The following is a 19,537-nucleotide window of genomic DNA, read 5'->3' as shown; positions in this document are numbered from 1 at the left end:
GGGTCCCGGTCTTCGCGGGCGCGGGGCTCAGTCGCCGAGGGTGCGGGCGAGTTCGGTGGTGGCGCGGGTGATCTCGGTGTCATCCTCGGCCAGCAGCCTCTCCAGGCCGTCCCGGCGGGCGCGGACGGCCTGCCGCGCCGCGCGCTCCCAGGCCACCGGGTTCTCACGGTGGTTGAGCAGCTTGGGGTAGGCGGTGGCGGTGGTCTCCCACTGCCGGGCGTCGGCGATGTTCTTGAGCAGCTGGATGATCTGCGCCCGGCAGCTCACCTGGGGCCGCTGCGCCAGCTCCCACAGGAACGGAACGGTCGCGGCGGTCGCCTGCTCGACGACGAAGCCGTACTGGCAGATGCGCTTGCGCAGGTCGCCGAGGGCGGCGCGGGCGGTTTCGGCGTCGCCCCGGGCCACCTTGCGCAGCAGCCGGGGAATGGCCGCCGCCGAACCGGTGGAGTCCTGGATGTCGCTCCAGGGCACCCCGTCGAGACCTGCGAGCAGGGCGGTGGTGCGGGGGGAGCCGGGCGACGTCTGACGGTCGGTGCGCTGGATGCTCGGCTCGGGTGTCGGAGCGCTGCGCATGGTGTGGGGCCCTTCCGCGGCAGTCGGGTCAGGTGAGGGGGCGGGTCGACAATGTGGCCCAGACCGTCTTGCCCGCCGGCGGGCGCGGGGTCCAGCCCCACTCCTCGGCGAGGGTGTCGACGATGCACAGACCGCGTCCGTGCTCCCGGAGTGCGGAGCCGTCGGACGGGTCGAACGCGGGCATGTCGTCCCCGGGATCGGAGACGGTCAGCGTCAGTCCGCCGGAATCCAGGGCCAGTCCGAGCCTGATCTCCGGGACACCGGCCGCCGCCGACGGCACCGCGTGCGTCACAGCGTTGGAGATCAGTTCGGTGATCACGAGGACCGCGTCGTCGCCGCGGTGGTCGAGCGACCACCCGCGCAGCGTGTCCCGGGTGAAGACCCGGGCCCGGGCGAACCCCGCCCCGCTGCACGCGACGCGCAGCACCTCGGCGGCCGGGCGGCCACCGAGGGCGGGACGCCCCGCATACGGGATCCCTCCGGAGCGACGCGTCGTGCCTGCCTCCGACACGGGTTCGCCGGGCGACCGGAGCGTTGGATGCGCAGGTGACGGCACAGCATCTCCCTGATGCGACGTCAGGACGGGACCTCAACCGGGGGGTTGACGCCACGGCTATTATCCACGCTGAGAGCGCTCGCGTGCAATTGCACGAGAAATTGCGCGAAAAAAATCGGATAGGGGCGCTCGGGGACCGGCACGACTCGGTCCGCTCCCCCGAACAGCAAGGAGACCGCGGTGCCACCAGTGCGCAACGGAGTGCAGGCCAGCCAGTTGGAGGCCTGCTGGACGAAGAGTCGGCACAGCAACGCCGAGGGCAACTGCGTCGAGGTCGCCCTCGTGGACGGAGGCATCGCGATGCGCAACTCCCGTGACCCCGACGGCCCCGCGCTCGTGTACACCCCGGCGGAGGTGGCCGCGTTCCTGGCGGGGGCGAAGGACGGCGAGTTCGACCACCTGCTGTAGACCGGGGCGCCGCGGCGGCGCCGAAGAGGAGTCCAACTACCCGATTTCTACGGGCGGATGCGGCGGGCACCGAGGGGATGAGATAGTCTTTCCTTCAAGTCTGCCGGTCTGCTGGGAGCCAGGATGTCCGCCGCGTCGCATCGCATCTCCCGTCTCGAACCCTATCTGGACCGGGCGGAGCCGGCTCCGACTCTGCTCAAGATGCTCGTCGGCGTGCAGCTGGCGGGTTTCCGCGAGGATGCCGGCCTCTCCCAGGACCAGGCGGCACGCGAGCTGGGCTTCAGCGCCGCGAAGCTCTCGCGCATCGAGTCGGGCAAGGGCCGCAGGCCCCCTTCGGAGAAGGACGTCCGCGCGCTGCTCGGGCGGTACGGCACCGACGCCTACGAGGCCTCGGTGCTGCTCAAGCTGTTGCAGCGCGCGGGCGAACCGGGCTGGTGGCAGCGGTACGACAAGCGCCTGATGCCCGAGTGGTTCGACCGCCTGGTCGGCCTCCAGGAGGCCGCGGCGACCATCCGTACCTTCGAGATCCAGTACGTCCCCGGCCTGCTGCAGACCCCGGCCTACACGGAAGCGGTGGTCGAGCGCGGCCTGCCGAACGCCCCCACGGGCGAGGTCCGGCGCCGCGTCGAACTGCGCAAGCGCCGGGCGGCGTTGCTGGAGCGCAAGGACGCGCCGCAGCTGTGGGCGATCATCGACGAGTCCGTCCTGCTGCGCGTGCTGGGCAGCCGCGAGATCATGCGCGAGCAGCTCGAGCACCTGGTCACGATGGCGAAGCGGCCCCATGTGACGCTGCAGATCGTGCCGCTGGACGTGACGCACGCGTCGGCACCGGCCATTCCCGTCACCTATCTGCGTTTCGGCGGCGCCGATCTGCCGGACGTGGTCTACCTGGAGCACATCGGGAGCGCCAACTTCCTCGAGGACCAGGACGAGACCGAGCAATACCGGGTCGCGCTGGACCGGCTGGCCGACGAGGCGCTGACTCCGCGCGAGTCACTGGAGCGGTTGCGCGAGACGATGGCGACCCGCTACCCGGCGAAGTAGCAGCGGCACCAGCACAGAGGAGGGGGCCACGCGCGACGCGCGTGGCCCCCTCCTCTGTGGTCTGTGACCGGCCTGGCCAGTCCGCGGTCAGCGCAGTCGGCCCAGCCCGCCGAACTCGATCCACTCGTCGGTGAGCTGGCGCGGTGCCACCTCGGTGTCCGGGCGCCAGGTGGAGACCTCCACCAGACCCGGATCCAGGATGTCCATGCCCGCGAAGAGGGCCTCGACGTCCTTGGGCTCACGCACCCGGCCCCAGTGGCCCTGCGTCGCCTGGTCCATGAACTCCGTGACGAACTTCCGCACCTCGGCGTCCTCGCTGACCAGCTGGCACATCACGGCGAAGCTTCCGGGCACCAGCCGCTCGGTCACCCGGCGGACGACCGCCTGGGGACCGTCGGTGTCGCTGTCCGGGATGCAGTGGAACACCGAGTTGAACAGGACGGCGACCGGCTGCGAGAAGTCGATCAGGCGCTGGGTGTCCGGGTGGGAGAAGATCTCCTCCGTGGCACGCATGTCGGCGTGGATGACGGCGGTCTGGTCGTTCTGGTCGAGCAGGGCCCGGCCGTGGACCAGCACCATCGGGTCGTTGTCGACGTAGACGACGCGGGACTCGGGGGCGACGCGCTGGGCGACCTGGTGCACGTTGTCCTGCGTGGGCAGGCCGGAGCCGTGGTCGAGAAACTGACGGATGCCGTAGTCCTCGGCGAGGACCCGGACGACCCGCTGGAGGAAGCGCCGGTTGTTCAGCGCCAGCCGACGCGTGCTGGGGACGACCTTGTCGAGTTCGCCCACGGCCTCGCGGTCGGCCGCGTAGTTGTCCTTGCCGCCCAGGTAGAAGTCGTACATACGTGCCGCTGTAGGCACGTTGGCGTCGATCTCCGTGGACAGCTGCTTGTCGGCTTGCATCGTTCCCCCAGCTCCGTACCCGCGCCAACTGGACTGGCATGACAGACAGTACATCCTAAAGACGTAGTGGTCAGCCAAACCAGGGGCCGGATCGAGTGGCCGTCAACCCGGTTGCGGCGCAGAGCAGTTGACGGCCACTCGGACAGGTCAGCCGCGCCCGGCCAGGTAGGCGTCCACTCCGGGTGCCTCGTGCGCCTCCTCCACGCCGACCAGGCCGCCGACCGCCTTGGCGTCGGGCTTCAGCACGTACGTGGACCGGCTGGCCGGCGCGGTCACGAGGGTGAAGTTCTGCGGGGTGCCGAGTCCGGTGTCGGCGTTCTTCTGCGAACGGTGCGCCTTGACGACGTCCTGACGGGCGAGGCTGCCGCCCTCGCAGGCCTTCTTCAGGTCGGCGCCGGTCAGTTGGGCGGCGTTGTATCCGGAGAGCACGCCGGAGTCGACGGGCTCGCCCGGGTACGCCTTCTTGTAGGAGGCGACCATCTTCTTGACGCCCGGCAGGTCGGAACTGACCGCCGGTGCGGCGCTGACGACGTGGACCATGGCCTCCAGCGCCGCCGCCGCGGGTGTCTTCAGCAGCTGCGGCGCGTAGCCGGGCGCGCTGCTGACGATCGGCACCTTCAGGCCGCGGGCGGCGGCCACACCGGCCAGGGAGGCGGTCTGGGCGGGACCCGCGCTGATCAGGATCGCCTTCACCCCGGCCTTGTTCAGCGCGGACACCTGCGCGGTCAGGTCGCTGTCGGTGGCCTTGATCTTCTGCCCGGCGACCTTCATCCCCGCCTGTTCGGCGGCCCACTCGGAGCCCTCCAGCGCGTTGGCGCCGTAGTCGCCCTCGAAGTAGACGTGACCGATCGTGTCGCCCTTGGCGATCTTCTTGGTACGGCTGAGGAAGTCGACGGCGGCGATCATGTCGAGGTCGTAGGTGGTGCCGAGGACCTGGACGGAGTCCCGGCCGAGCAGACTGGCCGCCCAGGCCTGCGGGAAGGTCAGCATGTGGTCCCGCTCGATGTCGTCGAGCAGGGCGGCGACCACCGGGGAGCCGATGACCTGCGGCAGGGCGACGACGTCCGGTGCGATGTCGGCGTAGGCGGTGACCGCCTTCTGCACGTCGTAGCCGTGGTCCTTGACCACGATCTCCACCTGCCGTCCGCAGATGCCGCCCGCGGCGTTGGTCTCGTCGGCCCACATCTGCTGGGCCTGCACGATGCTCTTGCCGAGGGTGGCGTAGGGGCCGGTGAGGTCGGTGAGCGCGCCGAGTCTGATGGTCTTGTCGGTGACTCCGGGGCCGGACTTGACGCCGTCGGCGGCGTCGTCGGTGCTCCCGCCGTCCGCCTTGGAGCTGCAGGCGGTGCCCGCGAGCAGCACGGCGGCCAGTGCCGCGGCCAGGGCGGCGGTCCGGGCGGTGCGGGGCCTGGGGTGCGTGACGTTCACGGGGTGTGCTCCTTGGCTCGTGCGGTGGTGTCGGAGGTGTCAGTGGTGTCGGAGGCGGTACCGGGCGCGGGGCCGGTGCCGGGCGGTCCGGTGACGGATGGGCGGCGGCGCAGGCGGGCCCGGGTGCGGCGGGCCAGTCCGTGCAGGCCGTCGGGGGCGTAGAGGAGGATCACGACGATCGCCGCGCCGTAGAGGTAGCGGGACGCCTCGGTCGGGCCGATCGAGCCGCCGCCGGACCCGGGCGCCGCCACCAGGGGCAGCTGGTCGGCGTAGCGGGTCATCAGCAGGGGCAGCGCGGTGACGAAGACGGCTCCGGCGGTGGCTCCGGCCACCGAGCCGAGACCGCCGATGACGATCATGGCGAGGTAGTCGACGGAGAGGGCGAGGGAGAAGTAGTCGGGCACCACGCGGCGGAAGGAGAGGGCGAGCAGGACGCCGGCGAGGCCCGCGTACATCGACGAGACGACGAACGCGGACGAGCGGTACCGGGCCACGTGCACCCCCATCACGGACGCCGCGGTCTCGCTGTCGCGCAGCGCCGCCAGAGCCCGTCCGGGGCGGCCGCGCAGCAGTCCGCGCGCGGTGAACCAGGTGACGGCGAACAGGACGAGGCCCAGGTACCACAGCCGTTCCTCGGCGCCGAACGGCACGCCCAGGACGGTCAGTTCCGGATCCGACTCGGCGAAGGTGAAGCCGCCCAGTTCCAGCGGTGGCACCGAGCGGCCGTTGAAGCCGCCGGTGACGGAGTCCGCCGTGAGCAGGACGTGGTGGCCGAGGAAGACCAGGGCGAGCGTGGCCACGCCGAGGTAGATGCCCTTCACGCGTCCGGCGACGGGGCTGAACAGTCCGCCCGCCGCCCCGGCGAGCAGTACGGCGAGGACGGCGGCGACGGCGGGCGGCAGCCCGGGGCCCGGCTCGCCCGCCAGCCAGACGTAGCCGTAGGCGCCGACGGCGAGGAAGAAGGCGTGCCCGAGGGAGAGCTGTCCGGCGGTGCCGCTGAGCAGGCCGAGCCCGACGGCGCCGATGGCCGCGGCCATGGAGAACAGGCCGATGCGCAGCCAGAAGGCGTCCAGGTAGAAGGGCAGGGCGCACAGGAGCAGTGCGGTCAGCAGGAGCGGGCCGCGCTTGGCGAGGAGGGGTCGCAGGTCAGACACGGGCCGCTCCCTTGGCCGCGAAGAGTCCGGCGGGGCGCACCAGCAGGACGAGCACCATCACGGCGTACGGCGCGACGTCGCCGAAGCCCTCGCCGAGGACGTGCAGGTCGGACTGGTAACCGGCGACGAAGGCCTCGGTGAGGCCGATCAGCATGCTGCCGACCAGGGCGCCGACCGGCGAGGTCATGCCGCCGAGGATGGCGGCCGGGAAGGCCTTCAGCGCGATCTGCCCGGTGGTGCGCTCCAGGCCGGGCGCCGGGAAGGCGACCAGGAAGACGGCGGCGAGCGCGGCGAGGGCACCGGCCAGGCACCAGGCGACGGTGCGTACGCGGGTGAGCCGTACGCCCATGAGGGCGGCGGCCTCGCGGTCCTCGGCCGCCGCGCGCAGCGACAGGCCCCAGGGCGTGAACCGGAAGAGGGCGAAGGCGCCGCCGATGGCGACGGCGGACACCAGGATCGCGGCGACGCGGCTGTCGGCCACAGTCACCGGGCCGAGGTCGGTCACGGCGGAGCCCCAGGGGTCGCCGAGCGGCAGCAGGTCGCCGCCGATGCGCCGGGCGAGGTCGGTGACCAGGACGATGTCGATGCCGATGGTGACGATGGTCTGGACGTGGGCGGCGTGCGGGTCGCTCCCCCCGACGCGTTGCAGCACCAGCCGGTCCAGTGTCCCGGCCGCGGCCGCCGTCACGAGGACCGCGACGGCCAGCGCACCGGCGAAGCCGATGTCGTCGTGGAGGACGGCGACGAGGTACCCGCCGAGCAGCAGCAGCGAGCCGTGGGTGAAGCTCAGGACGCCGGAGGCCTTGAAGATGGTGACGAAGCCGAGGGCGATCAGGGCGTACACGGAGCCCAGGGCCAGGCCGTTGAACAGGCTGTCGAGGAAGCCGGTCATGCCGCGTCCTCCCCGGTGGTGGTGCCGAGGTAGGCGCGCAGCACCTCGGGGTCGCGCCGGACCTCGTCGGGGGTGCCGTGGGCGATGGCCCGGCCGAAGTCGAGGACGGTGACCTCGTCGGCGAGCCGCATGACCAGGCCCATGTCGTGCTCGACCAGCACGACGGAGAGGGCGAGTTCGGCGCGGATCTCCCGGACCACCTCGGTCATGCGGGTGCGTTCGGCGGCGTTCATGCCGGCCACGGGTTCGTCGAGCAGCAGGACACGGGGCTCCAGACAGAGGGCGCGGGCGAGTTCGACGCGTTTGCGGTCGCCGTAGGACAGCAGCGCGACGGGTGAGTCGAAGTGGGGTGCCAGACCGGTGAGTTCGGCGATCTCGCGGGCCTTCGCAAGGTGCTCGCGCTGTTCGCGCACGGCGCGCGGCAGACGCAGGGCGCTGGCGGCGAAACCGGCGTGGGACAGGGCGTGCCGGCCGAGCATCAGGTTGTCGGCGACCGTGCCCTGGGTGGTGACGATGTTCTGGAAGGTGCGGGCGACGCCCAGGGCGGCGATCCGGTGCGGGGCGAGCCGGGTCAGTTCCGCGCCGCCGAGCCGTACGGAACCGGCGGTGGGGCGGTACAGCCCGGACAGGACGTTGAAGCAGGTGGACTTCCCGGCGCCGTTGGGGCCGATGACGGCGTGCACGGTGCCGGGGGTGACGGTGAAGGAGACGTCGTCGAGGGCGAGGAGACCGGCGAAGCGCACGGTCACGCCCCGCACGTCGAGCGGGGGCGGTGCGGCGGGGGCGGTCACGCGGCCCCCTTGCCGTCGGCGCCGTCGGTGGTCTCGCCCAGGTAGAGACGGCGTACGGCGTCCGTCCGCGCGAGCTCGGCGGCGTCGCCGGACAGCCTGATCTCGCCGACCTCCAGGACGTGGGCCTGTCCGGCGAGGGAAAGGGCCATGCCGGCGTTCTGTTCGACGAGGAGGACGGCGGTGCCCTGGGTGTTGATCTCGCGGACGACCTCGGCGATGCGGTCGACCATCATCGGAGCGAGGCCGAGTGAGGGTTCGTCGAGGAGGAGCAGGCGCGGGGCGGCCATCAGGGCGCGGCCGATGGCCAGCATCTGCTGCTCCCCGCCGGACAGCAGGCCGGCGGCCTGGCGGGTGCGTTCGGCGAGCCGCGGGAACAGGGTGAAGACGCGCTCCCTGGCCTCGCGGACCTGGGCGGGGGCGTGCCGGTTGAGGCCAAGGCCTCCGGCCCGCAGGTTCTCGTCGACGGTCAGCCCGGCGAAGACCCGCCTGCCCTCGGGCACCTGGACGACTCCGGCGCGTACGGCGGCGACCGGGTCGCGGCCGTCCAGGGCCGTGTCGCCGTAGCGGACCCGGCCGGCCGTGATCGCGCCGCGGTGCAGGCGCAGGGTGCCCGAGACGGCCCGCAGCAGCGTCGTCTTGCCGGCGCCGTTGGCTCCGAGCAGGGCGACGACGGCGCCGTGCGGGACGGTCAGGGACACGGAGCGGAGGGCGGACACTGCGCGCCCGTACGTCACGTCGAGGCTCTCGACGTGCAGCGCGGGCGCGCCGTCCGGTGGTGCTGCGGGCATCGCGGCTCCTTGGGACCGGGCCGGAACGGCACGGTGACGGATGAAGGGGGGAACTCACGACAGCACGGGCACCGGGGGCCGTACAGGGCTCCGGGGCAGGGTCGCTGCGGGGTCCCAGTCCGGGGCGGCCGAGTCTGTGCGGATGCCCATGGCTGCGGAGCCGAACGGCACCCGGCGGACCCCGGCAGGCGCCCCGACCCGACCAGCGGGAAGCCCCGGTGCGCGGGTCGGCGGACCGGGGCTTGTGGAGGGGCGGGGGGGTCGGTGTCTTGCCGTCAGCTCATGGGAGCCCGGGGCGGCGGGACGCCGTGGTGTCGAGGCACCCCGCAGACTTACGAGGCCTCCCGGCTCCTGGAGGCTCCGGTGTCTCCCAGACACCCGGGCACCCGGGTACCGGGCACGGGCTCGCGGGGCTCTCAGGCCCCCGGGTCTCCCGGAGACCCTCCCGGCACCGGGGCACCGGAGACATGCGGAGCCGCCCGGGCTCCCGGAGCCTGCTGGCCTGCCCGGCTACGGGACTGCCGGGCTGCGCCCTTACAGAGGCTGCGTGTATCTCAAGACGCCCTGCCCCTCGCCTCCGGCCTTGCGGGGCCCCAAGCACCCCGGGTCTCCCGGCACCGGAGGAGCACCCGGGACATGCAGGGCCTCCCGGGCCCCCGGGGCCCGCTGGCCTGCCCGGCTACGGAGACTGCCGGGCTGCGCCCTTACAGAGGCTGCGTGTATCTCAAGACGCCCTGCCCCTCGCCTCCGGCCTTGCGGGGCCCCAAGCACCCCGGGTCTCCCCGGAGACCCTCCGGGCGCCGCGCCCGTCGCCCGGCTCAGTCGTGCAGGACCCGTCGGACCGTCAGGGCCAAGCTGAACTCGACGACGTCGGCCGGGCGGGCCAGGGAGCGGCCGGTGAGTTGTTCGCAGCGGCGGAGGCGGTTGAGGACCGTGTTGCGGTGGCAGTAGAGGCGCTCACCGGCACGCTGGGCCGAGCCGTCGCAGTCGAGCCAGGTGGTGAGGGTGTCGAGGAGCACCTCGCGGTCGGCGGGCTCCAGGCGGAGCAGCGGGCCGAGCACCTTCTCGGCGAGGGCCCGGCCCAGCTCGGGGCTGGAGACGACCAGCGCCGCGGGGAGCTGGTCGGCCAGCCGCACGGTGCCGCCCGCCGCCGGGCAGATGGCGAGGGCGGTGTCCGCGAGTCTGCGGGCCTCCCCGACGGCGGCGAGTCCGTCGACCGGGCTGCCGACGCCGATCCGGAGCCCCGGGACGGGGACGGGAGGCGCGGTTGCGGGTTCGTGCGGCTCCGGGAGCCCTTCGCCGGCGCCGACCAGGACGATGCCGTAGTCGGCCTCCGCCCCGGCGTGCCAGTGGACGTTGTTCCCGGGCGGTACGGCGGCGGCGCGGGCGGCCGCGGACCGGACCGGCGGCCCGCCGGTGACGGCGACGACGACGTACCGGCCCTGTTCGGGGAGGCCGAGGGTCCGGGCGGCCTCGGGCAGGTCGGCGATGCGGCCGGTGCCGTCGAGCAGGCCGGCCGCCAGCAGCCGGGCCCGGTTCTCGCGGAGCCGGCCGATCTGCCACTCGGTCTGCCGGTAGGCGTCCGCTACGAGAGTGCAGTGCTCGTCGACGAAGTTCCACACGTCGGCGGCCACGTGCACGAGGAGCCGCACGTCCTCCGGGGCGGCCCTGGACGTCTCCTCGACCAGCCGCTGCCACACCAGCGAACCGCCCAGGCGGAAGGCGTGCAGCAGGGCGTCCAGCGGGAGCCCCTGCTCGGCGCGGACGGCGCCGATCCGCCAGGAGCAGCGGCGGGCCGCGTCCCGGGCGCCCCGCGGGTCCAGCAGGGAGGCCACGCTGTGCCGCAGGGAGCGGTGGGCCTCCTGCCAGGTGGCGGCGGGGTCCTTCGCGAGGGCGGCCCGGTAGGCGGGCTCCTGCTCCCGCAGCAGGGCCGTCAGCCGGTCGGTCAGGTCGGGAAGGTCGTCGAGCAGGGCGCGGGCGGCCCGGTGCAGGACCCGCAGGGCGTCGGCGTCGATCAACGACGTGACGCCGGGTGTCCGCGGGCGTGGAACGGGCGACAGCCCGGTGCGGATCGCTGCTCGTGACCGTACGGCGTGCTGCATCGCGGTCCTCCCCGGGGCAGGGCTGGTGGAGGCGCCGCGCCGCGACGGGCCGTCCCGCCGCGCCGGGCCTGCCCCCTGACTCGTCCTGCCCCGAAGGATGGCATACCGTCCGGTCGGTCCCTAGTGTTGTGCACCGGTCTTTTCGTGGTGCCCGGCCCGGCGGGCCTCTCGGGCCCCCTGGACCTCCTGCGCCTGTTCGGCCTCCCCCACCAGGCGGGCCAGCTCCAGGCGGGACCGTACGCCGAGTAGGGCGAAGACCTTGCGGAGGTGGTAGTCGACGGTGCGGGTGCTCACCGCGAGGGCCAGCGCCACCTCGCGATTGGTGGCGCCCTCGGCGACGTGCCGCGCGATGCGCAGTTGCTGCGGGGTCAGGCCGCCGAGCCGGGTCGGCGCCGCGGCGCCGGTGCCCTGCGGGGCCGCCCCGAGGGCGCGGAGTTCGTCGCGTGCCTGTGCGGCCCAGACACCGGCGCCGCAGCGTTCGAACCCGGCCAGCGCGGTGCCGAGCCGGTCGCGGGCCTCGCGCGGTCTGCGGCGCCGGCGCAGCCACTTGCCGTACAGCAGCGCGGTGCGGGCCCGCTCGAAGTCGCCGCCCGCCTCGTCGTGCCGGTCGAGGGCGCGGCGGTAGAGGCCGTCGGCGTGCTCGGCGGGGGCGAGGAGGGCGTGGCAGCGGGCGAGTTGGGCGGCGGCCTGCGGGTCGGCGCCGAACGCCGCCCAGTCGGCGAAGTCGGTGAGGACCGCGCGGGCGTCCTCGTGGCGTCCGGCGAGCACCGCGGCCTCCACGAAGCAGGGCACGGCCAGCCGCCACACCGCGAAGTGGCCCCGCCCGGGCCCGGGGAGGACCAGGAGTCCCAGCCGGTCGGCGGCGTCGAAGGGGCGTCCACGGCCGAGGTCGGCGCGGGCCGCCGCCCATTGGGCGAGGGCGGCCGCCTGGGCCAGTCCGTGCCGGCGGGCCGTGTCCAGCGCGGCCGTGACGTGCCGGGCGACGACGTCCGGCTCCTCCTCGATCGACGCGGCGAGCGCCAGCACCGCCCGGTGGTGGGCCGCCGTGTTGCGCTGTCCGGCCCGCAGTGCGGTGCGCAGCCCCTCCTCCGCGTGGGTACGGGCCTGCGGGTGCCGGCCGGCGCGCAGTTCGGCGTAGGCGAGGTACTCCAGTGCCCGCGGCACCAGCGCGTCCGACCCGAGCTGCCGGGCGGCGGCCAGGGCCCGGGCCCCGCCGCTGCGGGCGGCGTCCACGTCCCCGAGCAGCAGTGCGGCCGCCGCCGCCCGCAGCAGCGTCTCCGGCCGTTGCTCGGTCCTGCCTCGCTCGACGACCTGCCCGAGCGGGGTCCCGGCCCGGTCGAGCCGTCCTTCGAGCAGCGCCCGCATGCCGACACGGTGGTCGTGTATGACGGCGGCCGTGCCCGCGGCGGGACCGCGAGCCTCGGCGGGCCCGCCGGTCCCGGGTGCCGGATTCTCCGTCCGGTACGGCGGTTCGGGGGCGAGCGTGGCCAGGCACGCCGACAGGTCGCCCGCCGCCCAGGCCGCGTCGGCGGCGGCCAGTGCGGCGGCCGCGGCGTCGGCGGGCGCGTCCGCGGCCAGCAGGGACGCGGCCAGCAGCAGGGACTGGTGGGCGTCGCCGACCGGACCGTCCCTCAGTTCCGTCACGCCGCGCACCAGTTCGGCGCGTCCCCGTACGGCGGCGGGGACGGCGGGGTCACGGGCCGCGGCGAGCAGGGGGCGGGCCCGATCGGGGCGCCCGGCGAGCAGGGCCTGCTCGGCCGCGGCGGTGTACCGCTCGGCGCGCCGCGCACCGTCGGCCGTCAGCTCGGCGGCACGGGCGTACGCGGTCGCGCGCAGCCGGTGCGAGGCGGGCAGCGTACCGTCGGCCGCCGCCGCCGCGAGCCGGTCCGCCGCAACCGCCGCGAGTCGGTCCGCCGACCCGGGCGCGGACTCCGGGCCGCCGCCCAGGGACCACGAGCGGTGCAGCAGACCCGTGAGCCGGTGGCCGCCGCCCTCCAGCACGTCGGCCAGCGCGCGGTGCACGGCGCGGCGCCGCTGCGGAGCGGCGGTGGCGTGCACCGTACGGCGGACCAGCGGACTGCGGAAGCGGAGCCGGTCGTCGGCCAGGACGAGTTGCTCGGGCAGCGGTTCCGCCCGGGGATCGGGCGCCGGTGCCGGTCGCAGGCGCCGCAGCGCGTCGTGGACCAGACCGGCCTCGACGTCCGTGCCGTCCGCGGCCTGTCCGGCCGCCGCCACCGTCAGCAGCAGGTCCCGTGCGTGGGCGGACGGGCCGCTCGGCGCGCCGCCCGCGGCCTCGGCGAGGGCGCTCGCGTCGGCCAGCGGGTGGGGCAGCGGACGGTGTCCGCGCAGTTCGGCGGGTGACAGTCGGCGCACGAGGGTGACGAGGAGGGCCGGGTTCCCCTCCGCCTCGGCCAGGAGTTGCTCGCGGACGACGGGGGCGGCGGCGCCGTCGGTCACGTCGTCGAGCAGGGCGGCGGCCCTCGACGGGGACAGCGGGTCCAGGTGGACGACGGGCAGCCGGGCGAACTCCGGGTCGACGGGGCGGTCCGTGGCGACGGAGAGCAGCAGGCCGACCCGGTCGGCGGTGCGCAGACGCCGCGCCGCACGGCCCAGCGCCGTGCGGGCCGGCGCGTCCCACAGGTGGGCGTCGTCCACACACACGAGCACGGGTGTCGCGGCGGCCGCCGCCCGCAGGGTGTCGAGCAGTTGTTCGGCGGTGCTGTGCGCGCTCACGTAGGGGCCGGGGCCGAGGTGGAGTACGGGACCGGCCCGGAACGAGCGGGCGGCCCACCGGAGCAGAGCGGTGCGGCCGAGTCCGGGTTCGCCGGCCAGGAGGAGTTGGCCGCCGTGGCGGGGCAGCGCGTCCAACAGCGCGCGCAGGACCTTGCGTTGCGTGCTCCGGCCGTGGATCCGCCCGGCCGTGGGTACGGTCGTCTCTCCGGTCATTTCCGAGAGGTTACGCGCGCGTAACCCGAGGCGGAAGGCACCGGTCCGCCCGCGCCGGCTCCCCCTTCGGGGCCCTCACCTGCGGCTCTGTGCCCTGCGAGGGGCACAGTCGCTGTGCCGGCGCCCAACCGGTCCCGGTCCCGGTCGTGCGCCGGCACAGCGGACCCGGGTCAGGAACCGTGCGGGCAGTTGCCCCGGTACTCCTCGATGGTCAGGCTCGGCCGGGGCAGCGGGCACAGGAACTGCTCGTAGCGGGTGTCGTTGTCGATGAAGCGCTTGAGCCAGGAAATGCTGTACTTCGCGATCGTCGTGTTGGACGTGTTGGGCGAGAAGTGGGTCGCGCTGTTCAGCTCCAGATACGCCCGGTCGGTCGCGGAGGGCAGGCCGGAGTAGAACGGCTCGGCGTGCGAGGCCACGGGGGCAATCGTGTCGCCGTCGGCCCCCACTATCAGGGTCGGGGTGCTGACCTCGGGCCAGCTCTTGTCCAGGTTCCAGGGGGTGAGGGGGATCGCCGCCTGCAGCGACGGCCGGGACTTGGCGGCCTCCAGGGTGCCGCCGCCGCCCATGGAGTGGCCCATGACGCCGAGCCGGCTGCCGTCGATCCGGCCGCGGACGGAGCTGCGCTCGGTGAGGTAGTCCAGGGCGGCCAGCATCTGTCGGCCGCGGGAGTCGGGCTGGTCCAGCGTGGTGTTGGTGTCGATGGTGAACACGACGAAGCCCTGGGAGGCCAGCCGCGGTCCGAGCCAGGCCATGGAGGACTGGTACGCGGTGAATCCGGGCGCGACGACGACGGCGCCGAACGTGCCGTCGCTCGTGCTGGTCGGGTAATAGATGGTGCCGCCGCCGAAGCCGGTGACCGCCAGGGAGGAGACGCTGGTGTCGGCCACGGAGTAGGGGCCGCGCAGTGCCTCGATGCTCGACTGGGTGGGCGCCGGGCCGCGCTCGTACGGGTTGTCGGCGGCCTGGGCGCCCGGGCTGGTGAGGGTGCCGAGCGCGACGACCGCGGCCACGGCCGCCGTCACTCCGGCCAGTCGCCGCCGGGCACCGCGGAAGGCGGGACGTGCGGCGCCGGGGGCGGCGTGGGTGTGGGGGTTCTGCTGCACGAGGGGTGGTCCTCTCGGTCGTGGCGAGCAGGTCGCCCGGTGATCGCACACGGCCCGGAACACGTGGGGTCGTGTCCCGGACCATCCGCCGGACGGTCCTCGCCGATGGGTTGGCGATGCCACTGTCGAGCGGCGGGGCGGGCGGGGGGATCGGCAGAATCACCGGTCTCGTACGACGCGGGGCGGCCCACCGGGGCGCGAACGCCGGTCCCGGGCGCGGAACCGTAGGGCCCAGGACGGGCCACGGCGGACCGGCGGACCCGGCTCACCCCCGGCGTCCGACACCCGGCCTCACGGCGTCCGGCGCCGGGGTGCCGAGCGCAACATCCTGGGGCCCACCCGCTCACCGGCGCCCGTGCGGCGAGCGCGTCCTTCCGGCGGCCCGGTCGGCCGGGCCCTCGGTGCTCTCCGCCCTGTCCGCGCCCCCGTCCATGTGGCACGCTCGACGTCGGCCGGGCTGTCGTACGTCGGCCATCACAGAGGATCGTCGGCGGGCCCGTCAGCGGGTCGGCATCGTGGAGAGGCGTCGGAATGCGCATCGGACTGCTCGGCACCGGCCCCTGGGCGGACATGGCGCACGCCCCCGCCCTGGCCGGGCACGACGACCTGGACTTCGTGGGGGTGTGGGGCCGCCGCCCGGACGCCGCCAAGGAGCTGGCGGAGCGGCACGGCACCCGGGCCTACGACGACGTCGACGCCCTGCTGGCCGACGTGGAGGCCGTCGCCGTCGCGCTGCCCCCGGCCGTGCAGGCCGACCTGGCGGTGCGCGCCGCGCGGGCCGGACGCCATCTGCTGCTCGACAAGCCGCTCGCGGCGACGGTGGCGCAGGGACGGGCCGTGGTGGAGGCGGTACGGGCGGCGGGCGTCGCCTCGGTGGTCTTCTTCACCACCCGGTTCCAGCCCGAGACGGCGGCGTGGATCGCCGAACAGGCCGCCGGGGACGGCTGGTTCACCGCGCGGGCGCAGTGGCTGGGTGCTGTGTTCGGGGACGGCGACAGCCCGTTCGCCGCCTCGCCGTGGCGGCGCGAGAAGGGGGCCCTGTGGGACGTGGGGCCGCACGCCCTGTCCGTGCTGCTGCCGGTCCTCGGCGACGCCCGGCGCGTGGCGGCGGCCGCACCGGGCCCCGGGGACACCGTCCACCTGGTCCTCGACCACACGGGTGGGGCCTCCAGCACGCTCACGCTCAGTCTGACGGCGCCGCCCGCCGCGGCGGGCGCGACGGTGGAGCTGCGCGGCCGGGCCGGGGTGACGCTGCTCCCGGAGACGACGGAAGGTCCGGTGCCCGCGCTGCGGCGGGCCGCGGACGCGCTGCTCGCCGCCGCCGGTGGCGGGCGCCCGCATCCGTGCGACGCCGCGTTCGGGCTGCGGGTCACCGAGATCCTCGCCGAGGCCGAGGGCTTGCTGACGCGCTAAGGCACTGACGTGTCGACCCGGCCGGGGCGGGCGCGGTCAGCCCCCGGCCCGCTCCTCCCCGAAGGATTCGTCGCTCCACCGGAACCAGGCCCGGTCGCCCTGGATGTGCAGCAGGAACTCGGCGACCGGGCCGTCGGGCGACACCAGCCGCACCCGCCGTTCGATCTCGGCGTAGGCGGCCTCCCACCGCGCCCAGTGCTCCGCGTCGTCCGCTTCCGCGAGGGCGAGTTCGCGGGCGAACAGCTCGCGGACGCCACCGTAGGCCGGTCCCTCTCGGAACCGGCCGGACAGCCAGGGGAAGTCGGCGTCGTCGATCAGGATCTCCCCGATGTCGCCGGACTCCGCCTCGGCCCGCTGACCGGCGTCCGGCGCCCGGCGCACGCGCCAGACCTCGCCCTCGAATCCCATGCCGCCTCCGCCGCGCCCTCGCCGTCCGTCACCGTGACGGGCCAGCATGTCATCCGGACCCGCGCCCGGCCGGCACCGCCTCGCGCCGATTAAGCGCGCCTTAAACACCGGTTAAGCGTTCCCTGCTCGACGTCACCCGCCCCAAGTCCCAACTGGGACAACGGGTTTGGAGCAGGATGCGGGCGGTTGGCCGGGCCGACCGTGCTGCGTACCATCGCCGCACCGTGAGAGCGCTCTCAGGCTCTGTCAGGCCCCGATCACTGGAGACCCCCCACATGACTCCTCGTCACCAGCGTCCGCTCGCCCGCCGCAAGCTGCTCGTCGCCCTCGGCGGCGCGGTCGTGGCCGCGCCGGTCGCCGCCGCCGTCGCCCCGCACGCCCTGGCGGGCGTCGGCTCGGACGACTCGGCGCCGAAGGCCGAGGCATCCGGCGCCCTGCCGCTGACGATCGTCAACGAGACCGGCTCCTTCGGCAACGCCGACGTGCACGTCTACATCGTCGGCAACGTGGACGGCCGCCAGGTGCGGGTCACTCCCGACGGCACCGTCGCCCCCGTGTCCCTGTCCGACAACGGCGCCGACGGCTACACCGACTACGCGATCGGCCTCACCGGCGGCGGCGAGACCAGGCTGAGCCTGCCGCACCTGTCCGGCCGGATCTACGTGTCCCTGGGTGAGAAGCTGAAGTTCAAGGTCGTCGCGGACGGCGCGGGGAACGCCGCCCTGCAGTACCCGGCGGGCTGGGTCGAGTCCGACCCCAATTACGGGGTGCTGCACGACTGCGCGGAGTTCACCTACAACTCCGCCGGGATGTTCTGCAACACCACCATGGTCGACATGTTCAGCGTGCCCCTCGCCATCCGGCTGACCGGTGCCGCCGACCAGACCACCGGCACCGTACGTCCGGGTGGCCGGGCGGCCGTCTTCGAGGCGGTGCGGAAGGTGGAGGAGTTCGCGCCACTGGTCGTGGACGACACCCGGGTGATCGCCCCCGGCCACGGGCTGGACGCCGGGCTGTTCCCCAAGGACTACCTCGCCCCGTACATCGACGAGGTGTGGAGCACCTACACCGGCAGGGACCTCAGGATCACCACCAACGCCGGAACCTTCACCGGCCGGGTGCGCGGGGACCGGCTGACCTTCGACGGGCCCGCCCAGGTGTCCTTCGCCAAGCCGTCCACCCGGGACGTGCTCTTCTGCGACGGCAACCTCGCCGCCCCCAACGACGGCACGACCGGTCCCGTCGCCGCGGTCCTCGGCGCCGGGTTCAACCGCTCCACGCTGGTCGCCTCGGCCGACCAGCCCACGACCGACCCAGCGGCGTTCTACGGGACCGCGCTGACCAACCACTACGCGAAGGCGGTGCACGCGGCCACCGAGGACGGCAGGGCGTACGGCTTCGCCTTCGACGACGTGGCCGACTTCGCCTCCTACATCCAGGACACGGCGCCCACGGGCTTCCGGCTGACGCTCGGCGCCTTCTAGGACGCGTCCGGGGCGCCCGCCCGCCCCCGCTCCACATGCGGGCGGCGCGGCGGCGTAGGAGCGTAGGGGTGTGCGAAAGCTGTCCGCCCCGCGGCCGCGCCGGGCCGAGGACCGGCGGAGCTGGCTGAGCGGGGCGCCGCCGCCCCGCTGGGTGCGGGTGCTGCCGCCCGCCCTCGTCGCGGGAATCTGCGCGGCGACCCTGCTCAGCGACGAGCCGCTGGAGATCGGGTTCCTGCTGGGTGCCATCCCGCCGCTGGCCGTGCTCTCCTACGGCCCGCTGGCGACGGCCGTGCTGGGCGGGGTGGTGATCGCGCTGCTGCACATCCCGGCCCTCAAGCTCGACCGGCCGGGCGACGCCGACCTGCTGACCATCGTCTTCGTCGCCGTGCTCAGCGTCTTCGTGTCGTTCGTGCGCAGTCGCCGCGACGCCCAGCTGGGCCTGGAGCGCACGGTCGCCGAGGCCGCGCAGCGTGCCGTCGCGCCGCCGCTGCCCGGGCGGGTGGGCGCGGTGCGCTGCACGGGGCTGTACCGTGCGGCGCAGCGCGGGACGCTGGTCGGGGGCGACTTCTTCGACGTGCGCAGCGGACCCTTCGGCGTACGGGTGGTGATGGGCGACGTGCAGGGGCACGGCCTGTCGGCGGTGTCGACGGTCGCCTCGCTGCTCGGGGCGTTCCGCGAGGCGGTGCTCGACCAGCCGGACCTGGCGTCGGTGGCGGGGCAGCTGGACCGCAGGCTGCTGGTGGACTCGGCGGACGCGCGGCACGCCGAGCTGTTCGCGACGGCCGCGCTGCTGGAGTTCTCCGCCGACGCCCTGGAGGTGCGCGTCGTCGTCTGCGGCAACCCGCCGCCCCTGCTGCTGCGGGGTGCGGACGCGACCGAGGTGGAGGTGTCGCCGTGGACGCCGCTCGGGCTCGGCCTCGCGGACTCCGGGTCGATCGAGGCGTGCACGGTGTCGCTGCGCCCCGGTGACCGCCTCTTCCTCGCCTCCGACGGGGTGGTCGAGGCGAGGGACGACGGCGGCGCGTTCTATCCGCTGGCGGAGCGGCTGAGCACCCTTGCGGGTGAGGACTCCGCGGCCCTTCCCGACCTGGTCTGGGCGGACCTCGCGCGGTTCTGCCCGGACGTGCAGGACGACGTGACGATGCTGGTGCTCACTCCTTCGCCGCCGGCGCTCCGGATGCGCGGGCCGGTTCGGCATTGAATGGTGTTATCGGGATATTCGGGACCGACAACAGCACGGCACCGAAGCAGCGATCCGGATCCGAGGAGCACTGATCATGTCGATGTCACAGCCCGACGACTCCCGACCCTCCGGAGCCCGCGCGGACGACGACCGCGCCACTCCGGACGACCTGCTCCACGCCCGCACCGGGACGGACGTGTCCCCGGAGGACCTGGTCCTGGCGGCCGGGCGGGACGTCACCCCGGACAACCTGGAGTGGGCCAGGCGCAAGCTGGCCGAGGAGGGCCCCTCGGCCCTCGACAAACTGCTGCCCTGACCGCCGGGAGCCCCGGACGGACGCAGCGTCCCTCCGGGGCTC

At 74.3% G+C, this 19,537-nt stretch carries 18 protein-coding genes; 6 read left to right on the top strand and 12 right to left on the bottom strand.

Translation table 11 applies throughout. The features are described 5' to 3' along the window. Window positions 1–27: 27 nt before the first annotated feature. Window positions 28–573 carry a hypothetical protein gene (locus ACGH52_RS35465; protein WP_059296748.1) on the bottom strand — a complete coding sequence of 182 codons (546 nt, stop codon included), beginning with the start codon at window positions 571–573 and terminating at the stop codon, window positions 28–30. Window positions 574–601: 28 nt separating this feature from the next. After that, entirely contained in the window at window positions 602–1,129 is a 528-nt protein-coding gene (locus ACGH52_RS35460; RefSeq protein WP_399945421.1) for an ATP-binding protein, read from the bottom strand. A gap of 180 nt (window positions 1,130–1,309) precedes the next feature. Here ACGH52_RS35460 and ACGH52_RS35455 point away from each other — a divergent pair, with 180 nt between their 5' ends. Further along, the gene (locus ACGH52_RS35455) at window positions 1,310–1,537 is read left to right on the top strand and encodes a DUF397 domain-containing protein (protein ID WP_059296750.1); all 228 of its coding nucleotides are present in this window, start codon (window positions 1,310–1,312) and stop codon (window positions 1,535–1,537) included. 123 nt (window positions 1,538–1,660) lie between these two features. Further along, entirely contained in the window at window positions 1,661–2,581 is a 921-nt protein-coding gene (locus ACGH52_RS35450; RefSeq protein ID WP_121702024.1) for a helix-turn-helix transcriptional regulator, read from the top strand. Between the two features lie 87 nt (window positions 2,582–2,668). Here ACGH52_RS35450 and ACGH52_RS35445 read toward each other — a convergent pair whose 3' ends face one another. The 9 genes from ACGH52_RS35445 to ACGH52_RS35405 form a co-directional block, all read right to left on the bottom strand. After that, the gene (locus ACGH52_RS35445) at window positions 2,669–3,487 is read right to left on the bottom strand and encodes an SAM-dependent methyltransferase (protein ID WP_076972718.1); all 819 of its coding nucleotides are present in this window, start codon (window positions 3,485–3,487) and stop codon (window positions 2,669–2,671) included. A 147-nt stretch (window positions 3,488–3,634) separates the two neighbouring features. After that, complete coding sequence (locus ACGH52_RS35440; RefSeq protein WP_399945416.1) at window positions 3,635–4,915, bottom strand: ABC transporter substrate-binding protein; 1,281 nt, start codon at window positions 4,913–4,915, stop codon at window positions 3,635–3,637. Next, window positions 4,912–6,069 (bottom strand): branched-chain amino acid ABC transporter permease, encoded by a 1,158-nt coding sequence (locus tag ACGH52_RS35435; RefSeq protein ID WP_076972720.1) that lies wholly within the window; start codon window positions 6,067–6,069, stop codon window positions 4,912–4,914. Before ACGH52_RS35435 ends, ACGH52_RS35440 begins: the two co-directional genes overlap by 4 nt. After that, a complete protein-coding gene (locus tag ACGH52_RS35430; protein WP_059296754.1) occupies window positions 6,062–6,961 on the bottom strand; it encodes a branched-chain amino acid ABC transporter permease in 900 nt (299 codons plus the stop codon). The genes ACGH52_RS35435 and ACGH52_RS35430 overlap by 8 nt, the downstream gene beginning before the upstream one ends. Then, complete coding sequence (locus ACGH52_RS35425; protein WP_210976337.1) at window positions 6,958–7,752, bottom strand: ABC transporter ATP-binding protein; 795 nt, start codon at window positions 7,750–7,752, stop codon at window positions 6,958–6,960. Before ACGH52_RS35425 ends, ACGH52_RS35430 begins: the two co-directional genes overlap by 4 nt. Next, the gene (locus tag ACGH52_RS35420) at window positions 7,749–8,540 is read right to left on the bottom strand and encodes an ABC transporter ATP-binding protein (RefSeq protein ID WP_399945410.1); all 792 of its coding nucleotides are present in this window, start codon (window positions 8,538–8,540) and stop codon (window positions 7,749–7,751) included. Before ACGH52_RS35420 ends, ACGH52_RS35425 begins: the two co-directional genes overlap by 4 nt. Before the next feature lie 818 nt (window positions 8,541–9,358). Next, complete coding sequence (locus tag ACGH52_RS35415) at window positions 9,359–10,642, bottom strand: PucR family transcriptional regulator (protein WP_399945407.1); 1,284 nt, start codon at window positions 10,640–10,642, stop codon at window positions 9,359–9,361. A gap of 120 nt (window positions 10,643–10,762) precedes the next feature. Next, window positions 10,763–13,588 (bottom strand): LuxR C-terminal-related transcriptional regulator, encoded by a 2,826-nt coding sequence (locus ACGH52_RS35410; RefSeq protein ID WP_399945404.1) that lies wholly within the window; start codon window positions 13,586–13,588, stop codon window positions 10,763–10,765. Window positions 13,589–13,758: 170 nt separating this feature from the next. Continuing rightward, window positions 13,759–14,691 carry a dienelactone hydrolase family protein gene (locus ACGH52_RS35405; RefSeq protein WP_059296759.1) on the bottom strand — a complete coding sequence of 311 codons (933 nt, stop codon included), beginning with the start codon at window positions 14,689–14,691 and terminating at the stop codon, window positions 13,759–13,761. 531 nt (window positions 14,692–15,222) lie between these two features. Between ACGH52_RS35405 and ACGH52_RS35400 the strand changes: the two genes are divergently transcribed. Next, entirely contained in the window at window positions 15,223–16,104 is an 882-nt protein-coding gene (locus ACGH52_RS35400) for a Gfo/Idh/MocA family protein (protein WP_399945401.1), read from the top strand. A gap of 36 nt (window positions 16,105–16,140) precedes the next feature. Here the strand turns inward: ACGH52_RS35400 and ACGH52_RS35395 are convergent, their stop codons facing one another. After that, window positions 16,141–16,512 carry a hypothetical protein gene (locus tag ACGH52_RS35395; protein ID WP_121701418.1) on the bottom strand — a complete coding sequence of 124 codons (372 nt, stop codon included), beginning with the start codon at window positions 16,510–16,512 and terminating at the stop codon, window positions 16,141–16,143. Between the two features lie 275 nt (window positions 16,513–16,787). On the opposite strand from ACGH52_RS35395, the gene ACGH52_RS35390 reads away from it, so the two are divergent. From ACGH52_RS35390 to ACGH52_RS35380, 3 genes are all read left to right on the top strand, one after another. Then, window positions 16,788–17,996: a glycoside hydrolase family 64 protein gene (locus ACGH52_RS35390; RefSeq protein WP_076972729.1), complete on the top strand. Its 1,209-nt coding sequence runs from the start codon at window positions 16,788–16,790 to the stop codon at window positions 17,994–17,996. Between the two features lie 70 nt (window positions 17,997–18,066). Next, the gene (locus tag ACGH52_RS35385) at window positions 18,067–19,197 is read left to right on the top strand and encodes a PP2C family protein-serine/threonine phosphatase (protein WP_399945397.1); all 1,131 of its coding nucleotides are present in this window, start codon (window positions 18,067–18,069) and stop codon (window positions 19,195–19,197) included. Window positions 19,198–19,273: 76 nt separating this feature from the next. Then, window positions 19,274–19,495, top strand: coding sequence for a hypothetical protein (locus tag ACGH52_RS35380; RefSeq protein ID WP_059296764.1), 222 nt, complete (start codon window positions 19,274–19,276; stop codon window positions 19,493–19,495). The last annotated feature ends 42 nt before the right edge of the window (window positions 19,496–19,537 follow it).

The organism is Streptomyces sp. BBFR25, assembly GCF_044590125.1.
GTDB classification, from domain to species: Bacteria; Actinomycetota; Actinomycetes; order Streptomycetales; family Streptomycetaceae; genus Streptomyces; species Streptomyces canus_D.
Note: the sequence above shows the minus strand (reverse complement) of the source record. Positions and strands in the feature narration are given on the sequence as shown.

What these genes read in the sequence shown, in the direction of transcription:
- ACGH52_RS35465 (WP_059296748.1), bottom strand. Translation starts at nt 573, where the DNA reads ATGCGCAGCGCTCCGACACCCGAGCCGAGCATCCAGCGCACCGACCGT.
- ACGH52_RS35450 (WP_121702024.1), top strand. Translation starts at nt 1,661, where the DNA reads ATGTCCGCCGCGTCGCATCGCATCTCCCGTCTCGAACCCTATCTGGAC.
- ACGH52_RS35445 (WP_076972718.1), bottom strand. Translation starts at nt 3,487, where the DNA reads ATGCAAGCCGACAAGCAGCTGTCCACGGAGATCGACGCCAACGTGCCT.
- ACGH52_RS35430 (WP_059296754.1), bottom strand. Translation starts at nt 6,961, where the DNA reads ATGACCGGCTTCCTCGACAGCCTGTTCAACGGCCTGGCCCTGGGCTCC.
- ACGH52_RS35420 (WP_399945410.1), bottom strand. Translation starts at nt 8,540, where the DNA reads ATGCCCGCAGCACCACCGGACGGCGCGCCCGCGCTGCACGTCGAGAGC.
- ACGH52_RS35415 (WP_399945407.1), bottom strand. Translation starts at nt 10,642, where the DNA reads ATGCAGCACGCCGTACGGTCACGAGCAGCGATCCGCACCGGGCTGTCG.
- ACGH52_RS35410 (WP_399945404.1), bottom strand. Translation starts at nt 13,588, where the DNA reads ATGACCGGAGAGACGACCGTACCCACGGCCGGGCGGATCCACGGCCGG.
- ACGH52_RS35400 (WP_399945401.1), top strand. Translation starts at nt 15,223, where the DNA reads ATGCGCATCGGACTGCTCGGCACCGGCCCCTGGGCGGACATGGCGCAC.
- ACGH52_RS35395 (WP_121701418.1), bottom strand. Translation starts at nt 16,512, where the DNA reads ATGGGATTCGAGGGCGAGGTCTGGCGCGTGCGCCGGGCGCCGGACGCC.
- ACGH52_RS35390 (WP_076972729.1), top strand. Translation starts at nt 16,788, where the DNA reads ATGACTCCTCGTCACCAGCGTCCGCTCGCCCGCCGCAAGCTGCTCGTC.
- ACGH52_RS35380 (WP_059296764.1), top strand. Translation starts at nt 19,274, where the DNA reads ATGTCGATGTCACAGCCCGACGACTCCCGACCCTCCGGAGCCCGCGCG.